This window comes from Caldalkalibacillus mannanilyticus JCM 10596 (genome assembly GCF_000615945.1).
Classification (GTDB): domain Bacteria; phylum Bacillota; class Bacilli; order Caldalkalibacillales; family JCM-10596; genus Bacillus_AT; species Bacillus_AT mannanilyticus.
Genome location: NZ_BAMO01000001.1, coordinates 209,191 through 216,565 on the forward strand (window position 1 = coordinate 209,191; position 7,375 = coordinate 216,565).

At 37.3% G+C, this 7,375-nt stretch carries 9 protein-coding genes; 4 read left to right on the forward strand and 5 right to left on the reverse strand.

Going from position 1 to position 7,375, the window contains the following annotated elements; translation table 11 throughout:
• Positions 1-7: 7 nt before the first annotated feature.
• Positions 8-1,564, forward strand: a complete 1,557-nt coding sequence (locus tag JCM10596_RS01030) for an esterase/lipase family protein (RefSeq protein ID WP_025025548.1) — start codon at positions 8-10, stop codon at positions 1,562-1,564.
• Positions 1,565-1,658: 94 nt separating this feature from the next.
• Here the strand turns inward: JCM10596_RS01030 and JCM10596_RS01035 are convergent, their stop codons facing one another.
• Complete coding sequence (locus JCM10596_RS01035; RefSeq protein WP_025025549.1) at positions 1,659-3,134, reverse strand: methyl-accepting chemotaxis protein; 1,476 nt, start codon at positions 3,132-3,134, stop codon at positions 1,659-1,661.
• A gap of 228 nt (positions 3,135-3,362) precedes the next feature.
• On the opposite strand from JCM10596_RS01035, the gene JCM10596_RS01040 reads away from it, so the two are divergent.
• A complete protein-coding gene (locus JCM10596_RS01040; RefSeq protein WP_025025550.1) occupies positions 3,363-4,433 on the forward strand; it encodes a D-alanine--D-alanine ligase in 1,071 nt (356 codons plus the stop codon).
• Between the two features lie 105 nt (positions 4,434-4,538).
• Here JCM10596_RS01040 and JCM10596_RS27285 read toward each other — a convergent pair whose 3' ends face one another.
• Both JCM10596_RS27285 and JCM10596_RS27290 read right to left on the reverse strand, forming a co-directional pair.
• Entirely contained in the window at positions 4,539-5,129 is a 591-nt protein-coding gene (locus JCM10596_RS27285) for a glutamate ligase domain-containing protein (RefSeq protein ID WP_051541119.1), read from the reverse strand.
• On the reverse strand, positions 5,126-5,902 hold the full coding sequence (locus tag JCM10596_RS27290) for a UDP-N-acetylmuramoyl-tripeptide--D-alanyl-D-alanine ligase (RefSeq protein WP_051541120.1): 777 nt from the start codon (positions 5,900-5,902) through the stop codon (positions 5,126-5,128). Before JCM10596_RS27290 ends, JCM10596_RS27285 begins: the two co-directional genes overlap by 4 nt.
• A gap of 156 nt (positions 5,903-6,058) precedes the next feature.
• Here JCM10596_RS27290 and JCM10596_RS29385 point away from each other — a divergent pair, with 156 nt between their 5' ends.
• Entirely contained in the window at positions 6,059-6,220 is a 162-nt protein-coding gene (locus JCM10596_RS29385) for a hypothetical protein (protein WP_159102290.1), read from the forward strand.
• Positions 6,221-6,473: 253 nt separating this feature from the next.
• Positions 6,474-6,626: a sporulation histidine kinase inhibitor Sda gene (gene sda / locus JCM10596_RS28490; protein WP_439644794.1), complete on the forward strand. Its 153-nt coding sequence runs from the start codon at positions 6,474-6,476 to the stop codon at positions 6,624-6,626.
• A gap of 66 nt (positions 6,627-6,692) precedes the next feature.
• On the opposite strand, the gene JCM10596_RS01060 is transcribed toward sda, so the two are convergent.
• Positions 6,693-6,887 (reverse strand): DUF378 domain-containing protein, encoded by a 195-nt coding sequence (locus JCM10596_RS01060; RefSeq protein WP_025025551.1) that lies wholly within the window; start codon positions 6,885-6,887, stop codon positions 6,693-6,695.
• Between the two features lie 86 nt (positions 6,888-6,973).
• Positions 6,974-7,375 (reverse strand): hypothetical protein (locus JCM10596_RS01065; protein WP_234410365.1); only part of this gene is annotated, 402 nt, incomplete at its 5' end.

Genomic DNA, 7,375 nt, shown 5'->3' on the forward strand with positions numbered 1-7,375 from the left:
ATGTATTTTGTTAAAAAGAATTGGAATCATGATGCTTGTATTATTGTTAAGCTTGACAGTGATTGTCACACCAAGCTCAGCAGGTGCTTTAAAGCCTAGAGAATCGGCAGCTCCTCCTGGAACATGGTTTGCGGGAGATGAACCAAGTAATGGATCTACAGATAAACCTGTTCTATTGTTTGTGCATGGCTTAAATGGTGCTTCTACTACATGGTACGAGAATAACAACATGTATCAGACAGCTTTAAATAATGGTTATCATACTGCCTTTATTGAGCTATATGGAACCAAAAACATGTGGGATAATGGGAATCTATTAGCTCAGAAGCTACCAGAAATTTCAAACCATTTTGGAAAGCGTATTGTAATCGTGGCGCATAGTAAAGGGGGGCTTGACTCTCAAGCGGCACTAACTCATTACAATGCACACCAATATGTAAGCAATGTTATTACACTTGGCAGCCCTCATCATGGCTCGCAGCTGGCAGATCTTGCCTATAGTAGTTGGGCTGGCTGGCTTGGTTCAATCTTAGGTCAAAAAAATGATGCTACATATTCCTTACAGACAAGCTATATGCGTCATTTCCGTTCCATTACAGATGGACATAGCAATATCAATCGAAATACTTACTATACACTAGGTGGAACCAAAAGAGATAGCTTTGGTACTGGTTTATACTTTGGTCACCTGTATCTATCTCAATTTGGTAGCAATGATGGTGCCGTTACCCTAACAAGTAGCCAATTACCTACAGGGCGTACGATCCGCAATGATTCTTGGACGCATAATACAATTAAAACAGGAAATATTTTTCAGTGGTTTAGACCGTACTTAACGATCAATCGTTCCTCTACTAATGAGTTTGTTGAAAGCGATTTCAATTTATCTGCTTCTATTTCATTACCGAAAGAAGAGAATGTAGAGGATAGCATGGGTGAATTTTTACTTCGAGGTGGATTGTTTGACGGAGAGGTAAAAGAAAGCTTTATGGTAGAGAAGGAAGCAAGCAACATCATGATCGATTGGATTTCTGCTGCACCAGTTGATAGTCTGGAATTAATAGGACCCAATAATAAGGTGCACAAAGTAGAAGTAAATAGCTATCAGGATGATTTTATGTTTGATGGCGCATGGCATAATGTGATGACTGTTAAAAATCCAAAGCACGGAGAATGGACCATCAAGTCTTCTTCCGCTAAAGAAAACGCTTATCTTCTTACTGTTCAATTCGATTCTAAATTAAACAAGAAGATCAAAGTAAAAGAAAACAAAAAGAATCAACACTGGAGCCTTGATCTAGAGGAACCAAGTGTGCAAAAAAACAAGATGAAAATGAGTTATTCAGTTGATTTTATCGCTGATCCATCCGTTTCAGGCAAGAAAAAAGAAGTGAATATTAAAACAGTAGAGCAACAGGGATCTACGTCCATCCAGCTACCTGAAAAGCTAGAGGAAGGCGTATACAATATTACAATTGATGTAAGCAGTGAGGAAGCATCGAATGAGTTCCAAAGAACGATCATTAAGAGTATTTATGTAGATAAGAATGGTAACGTGTATTAAGAACGAGTATCATTTAAAAGAGCTGGGGTCACCTCAAAACCCCAGCTCTCTTTATTTGTTTGAGCTAAATAGCTACTTCTAGCTCACACGATATTTAGAATGTTTGCCTAATCTTTTCCGCTCTATCTGTAATCTCTCCCACCACAAGGGATAATTGTTCATTATCACTTGTCAGAGTATCAATTGTTGCACTCATCTCTTCTAGACTGGCTGTTGATTGTTCGATAATAGCAGCTAACTCACTGGATGAGAACTCTACTCCATTAGCTAAGCCCTTCACTTCATTAGCTAGTATTGTGAAGGATTTTAAACTTTCATCTAGCTCAAGCAAGGTCGTTGAAATCTGACCAAAATAGTTTTTAACCTTTTCAGATGAATTCACGCTTTTGGAGATATTTTGACTACTAAGAGCCATCATTTCAACCGCTTCTTTGTTGCTTGCATTTAGTTCAATCAAGTTCTGAGTAATTTTTCCGGTTGTTTGCCCTGTTGTATCTGCCAATTTGCGAATCTCTTCAGCAACAACGGCAAAACCTTTTCCGGCATCCCCTGCTCTAGCCGCCTCGATCGATGCATTTAAAGCCAAGAGATTGGTTTGTTCCGTAATATCCTTTATCGTATCAGCAAATGTATTCGTTTCGGTAATTTTTTGAGATAACTCAGCAAACGTCTGATTTAATTTGTTAATCATAGTATCTAAAGCATGAATATCGCCGTTTAATTCCTGAACCTGTTCTTGTCCTTCTTGAGTCGCCTCTATGGCTTGATCTGAGCCTTGTTTTAGCTCACTTGACTGGTGATATAATGCTTCCATACTACTTCTAGTCCCCATCGAATTTTGTGTAATCTCAGAAATTTGTTCTGCCTGAGATTGACTTCCTTTCGATATTTCATTAATCGCATTAGCCATTTCTTTTTGTGATCTTAAATTCGTCTGTAACTGTTGATTCACGCTTACAATTTTATCAGTGATAGCAGCTACATTCGTTTCAAGCTCTTTCTTCTGCATCTCTTTTCGCTTTGCTTCCTCCTCCGAGAGAGTTAAATATTCTTGGAGTTTAAGATTTTGCTTATGATTTAAAGAAATAACCACAAAAAACAGCATTCCTATTAATAAATACGTTAAAAGGGCAGAACCCAATACATTGCTAAGAATTTCTTTCTGTGTTGTGGCAAAGCTATTATTCAATATGATTCCAATCAAACCATAAATATATCCATACAGGAATACGTTACGATTAAGATGAACAGCTGCTAAAACAACAAGGAAAAAAAAGATTAATAATAGTTGAATTGTGCTTCCAAAAAGTAACATCGCCAATATACCTGCGGAATAAACGACCGTTAAATGAGCATAGGGGAAAAGAAAGGGTTTCTTAATCCACTGCTGAAATAGGAAATAGAGAAGAGTTAAGATAATAATTTCAGAAGCATAAACAGCCGTCTTATTAAGCTCTCCTTGCGCAATCGATAGCCCCACAGCAGCTAATAACGATATGTTCATTGTAATAAGCATCAGTGTGTTTTTCTTTAATGTGTCCTCATATTGCATTTTCTCCACGGCATTCACTTTGTTTTCCCCCTAGTTGAATAGCATAATTATTAAAAAAGGCTTCACTCTTATATTTCGACATATTTCGATTTTTGTTTAAGTGTTTTTCTTTCATTACAAGCTTAAAATAGGTACTTTCACAGAACTGGTAAAGAGGTATAAAAAAATTCTCTCTAACACCTTCCCGTGTTATAATCGAACTCATATACATAAATAATCAACATGTGAAAAGGAGAGAAAGCCTACGTGAGGAAGAAGAGAACGTTAGGAGTTATTTATGGCGGGAAATCAAGTGAGCATGAGGTATCGTTACGCACGGCTTATTCCATTATGGGAGCCGTTGATTATGATAAATTCACCATCCTTCCCCTCTTTATTCAATTGAATGGGGAGTGGGCGAAAGGAGAGTTGACTACGAAGCAACCGGAAAGTGTAGAAAGCTTGAGACTAAGAAACCAGGGGGAAGATGTTTCATTATTTCAACTAACCAAAGAGGTTGATGTTTTCTTTCCTGTGATTCATGGACCTTTTGGCGAAGATGGAACTCTTCAAGGTTTATTAGAGATGCTGGATATTCCTTATGTTGGTTCTGGTGTATTAGGCTCATCTCTTGGGATGGATAAAGTAATGATGAAAAAAATCTTTCAGAGTGTAGCCTTGCCGCAATGTACATTCTTATCATATACAAGGAAGCAAATTATGGGTTCTCTTGCTAAAATAGTAGAAGAAATTGAAGGAGAAATTGGCTATCCAAATTTCGTGAAACCCGTTAACTTAGGATCAAGTGTAGGAATTAGTAAGGCGAAGAATCGTGAAGGGTTAGAAGAAGCTCTTCAGCTAGCTGCTAAATTTGATCGAAAAGTGATTGTTGAGCAATTTATTGAGGGTAGTGAGCTTGAGATTGGCGTTCTTGGAAATGAGGAATTAAAAACTTCTGTTGTTGGTAAAATTCTATCTGTTGGTGAATTTTACGACTATGCTGCAAAGTATAAAAACATCGGAACAGAATTAGAGATTCCTGCTAAGGTTCCTGAGCATGTTGTTTCTAAAATTGAGGAGATGGCAAAAAAAGCATTTTTAGTGTTAGAATGCAGTGGATTGTCTCGAGTTGATTTCTTTTGGAATGAAAAGACAGATCAAGTCTATATTAATGAGATAAATACGATGCCTGGCTTTACCCCTTTTAGCATGTACCCACTGATGTTCAAGGAAGCGGGAATCTCGTATCCTGCCTTAATTGAAGAACTTATTCAACTGGCTCAAGAAAGATATGAAGAAAAGAAACAGAATCAAATTGAGGCAGAAAGCCTAGAATAGAGTTTCTAAGAAGAAAATAAGAAGAAAAACCTGCTCTCTTATCCCTAGCTTGTGATTGATGTATGCTTGGGGATAAGCGGCAGGTTTTCTTTTGCTCTAAGAAAACTATTTGGTTTGTTCTTGACGAATAGAGAGGATCATTTCTTCTAGCTTCATTCCACGTGAAGCTTTAAATAGAATGGCACATTCCTCATTTAAGTACGGCTGTAGCGCTTGTATGGCATCGTGTTTGTCAGCGTAGTGTGTTCCACCGGCATGCTCAGCAATGATAGCAGCATGATCACCGACTGTTAGTACTGTCATATCTTTCCCTTGCAGATATTCACCAACTTCTCGATGAAGTCGTTCGGATTCAGCACCAAGTTCAAAAATATCTCCAAGAACGGTTATTTTCTTTCTTGTAGGGTAAATCTGCTCGAAGGTATGAATAGCTGCTTTCATGGAAGATGGACTGGCATTATAGGCATCATTAATAAGAATCACCTCGTTAGGTCCTTCGACAAGCTGAAACCTCATATCTGAAACGTGTAATGAATAGAGAGAAGCTGCGATAGCCTCTAAAGAAACCCCTAATTTGTAGGCAATATAAGCACCTGGAAGGACATTAGCCACATTATGTTGTCCATACATAGGAATAAATGCCTGAATTACTTGATTGTTTAAATGTAGCTGGAAAGAGGTTCCCTGTTCGTTCATTTGAATCTCAGAGGCATAGACATGAGCAGCTGATTGAGTGCTAAAATAGTAGATTTCTCCTGCATAAAGCCCTGATAAGTAAGAGGATGAGTAGGATCATCTTTGTTTAATAAAATAAATTGTTCAGGGTCTGTATGAGGCAAAATCTCTCCCTTTGCTTTGGCAATGTTGTCTCTGGAACCTAGGAACTCAATATGAGAATCACCGATATTTGTAATAATACTTATAGAAGGTTTGGCGATGTTAGCCAAAAAATCAATTTCTCCAAGCTGACTCATTCCCATTTCTAGAACCGCTGCTGTATGGTGTTTTTTAATTTGTAAGAGGGATAGGGGCAGACCTAAATGATTATTTAGATTTCCTTCTGTCTTATAAACTTGATATTTTGCAGAAAGCAGCTGAGTAACCATATCCTTAGTGGTGGTTTTTCCATTGCTTCCGGTAATTCCGATGATAGGGATAGTGAGTTTTTGACGGTAATAAGCTGCTAATTTTTGTAAAGCTTGCTCAGTATTCTCTACACGAATCAAAGAAATATCTTCCAAACCCTCAAAAGAAAAATCGGTTCTGGAGATCAGCGCACAGATGGCTCCATTTTGTTTGGCTGCATGGATAAAGTGATGACCATCTACCTGGTTACCAGGCAGGGCAATAAAGAGGGCATTGGGTTCTATTTTTCTTGAATCAAAGTGAACAAAATCAATGCTTTGTTCAAACTCTCCTTGAATGAGTGTTCCATGGGTACAGTTCATAATTTCTTGTAAATCCAACATAGTAGCTCTCCTTTAGTGTTGGGGATCGATCTGTTATCACATTGTATGACAGATGCTATTTGTATTATACCGAGCCTCTAGAGAAGTTCACAAGTCATATAAGCAAGCTGTGCACTCATATTGTAGTAATAACATACTCTAATGGAGGTGTTAGGGGTGCAGGTCATTTCTTTTAGAGAGTTTATGAATGAGGGGAAAATCGAGCATAGTCTATCTGTTTCGATTAGTGACGAGCAAGATCAGATGATGTCTATAGACGAAGCGTATGATACAGTCATGGTGATTCTTATTAGCTTTTATTTAATGTATGAGTATTAGGATCTATCTGTACGAAGATTAATAATGAGAAGCGAAAAATTTTTTTTGATTTTTTTTAGAGTGAATGGTGCATGTAGTGAAACTGTGGATAATTATATTCACAGTTTTTTTGTTGATATAAATAGAAATATGTCAATTATACACAAAATACTCACAAGTTAACCACAGGTTTTTGTGGATAACTAGAACGCTTGTTCTTAATGGTAATCTGTGGTAATATGGTAGCATCAAAAGTTTGGGAGGTTTGATGGAAATGGAACGTTTAAGTGATCTTGAGCTTATTGAAACGTATCAAAAAGCCAAAGAATTGAAATGCTCCCCTGACTTTATCTTATTATTGCTTACGGAAATGAAGAAACGTGATATAGAAATAACTCAAGTGAAAGAAATATTGTTCAATATGTAACTTAAGATAAAAAAGCTACTCCAAATGGAGAAGCTTCTTTTGTTTCACACAACGTTTAGGTAATGATTAGGTCGTGGCTCTCTCCCTAAACAGAAGAGTAATAGCGTAGAGTCCTGCCAGACCGACAAGAGCGTAGACAATTCTAGAAAGCCAAGCAGCTTGCCCTCCAAATAAGGCAGCAACCACATCAAATTGAAATAGCCCAATTAACCCCCAGTTTAAGGCACCGATAATAACAAGAAGCAGTGCTATTCGATCCATATTTGTTTCATCCTTTCTCTAAGGTGATACAATCATAATATGAACGATTAGGGGTTATTTCATTCATTTCCAGTCAGGGAAATTCATTAATTTGCTGGCAACAGAGTTAAGTCACTATATTCATTCACTTTTTCTAGAAAAGCTTGAGAAAGTGGAAGGATGATTTCTGTTTCTGTTCGCAAATAACGACCATTTCGATTTAAGACAAACATTTCCGTTGTCGCTATTTTATATAGTTGCTGAGCAAAAGAACTACGAACTTGCAGTTCATCTGCAATTTGAATCGTTGTTTGTGTTTTATTAAGCTCAAGTGGGATTATGGATACGATATTCTCAAACAAAATATGGTAGGTATGATGAGGCTTTTGAAAATAGACCTCTTTCGTTGTCACTGAAACTCCTAGACTGTGTTTTTTTTGAGATAGAACCAGTTCACCATAAAGCTGTTTCACACGAATAAAATCTTGGTTCATATCCAAAAACTCCTT

What these genes read in the sequence shown, in the direction of transcription:
- JCM10596_RS27285 (WP_051541119.1), bottom strand. Translation starts at nt 5,129, where the DNA reads ATGAACGAACAGGGAACCTCTTTCCAGCTACATTTAAACAATCAAGTA.
- JCM10596_RS01060 (WP_025025551.1), bottom strand. Translation starts at nt 6,887, where the DNA reads ATGGATCGAATAGCACTGCTTCTTGTTATTATCGGTGCCTTAAACTGG.
- sda (WP_439644794.1), top strand. Translation starts at nt 6,474, where the DNA reads ATGGAACGTTTAAGTGATCTTGAGCTTATTGAAACGTATCAAAAAGCC.
- JCM10596_RS27290 (WP_051541120.1), bottom strand. Translation starts at nt 5,902, where the DNA reads ATGTTGGATTTACAAGAAATTATGAACTGTACCCATGGAACACTCATT.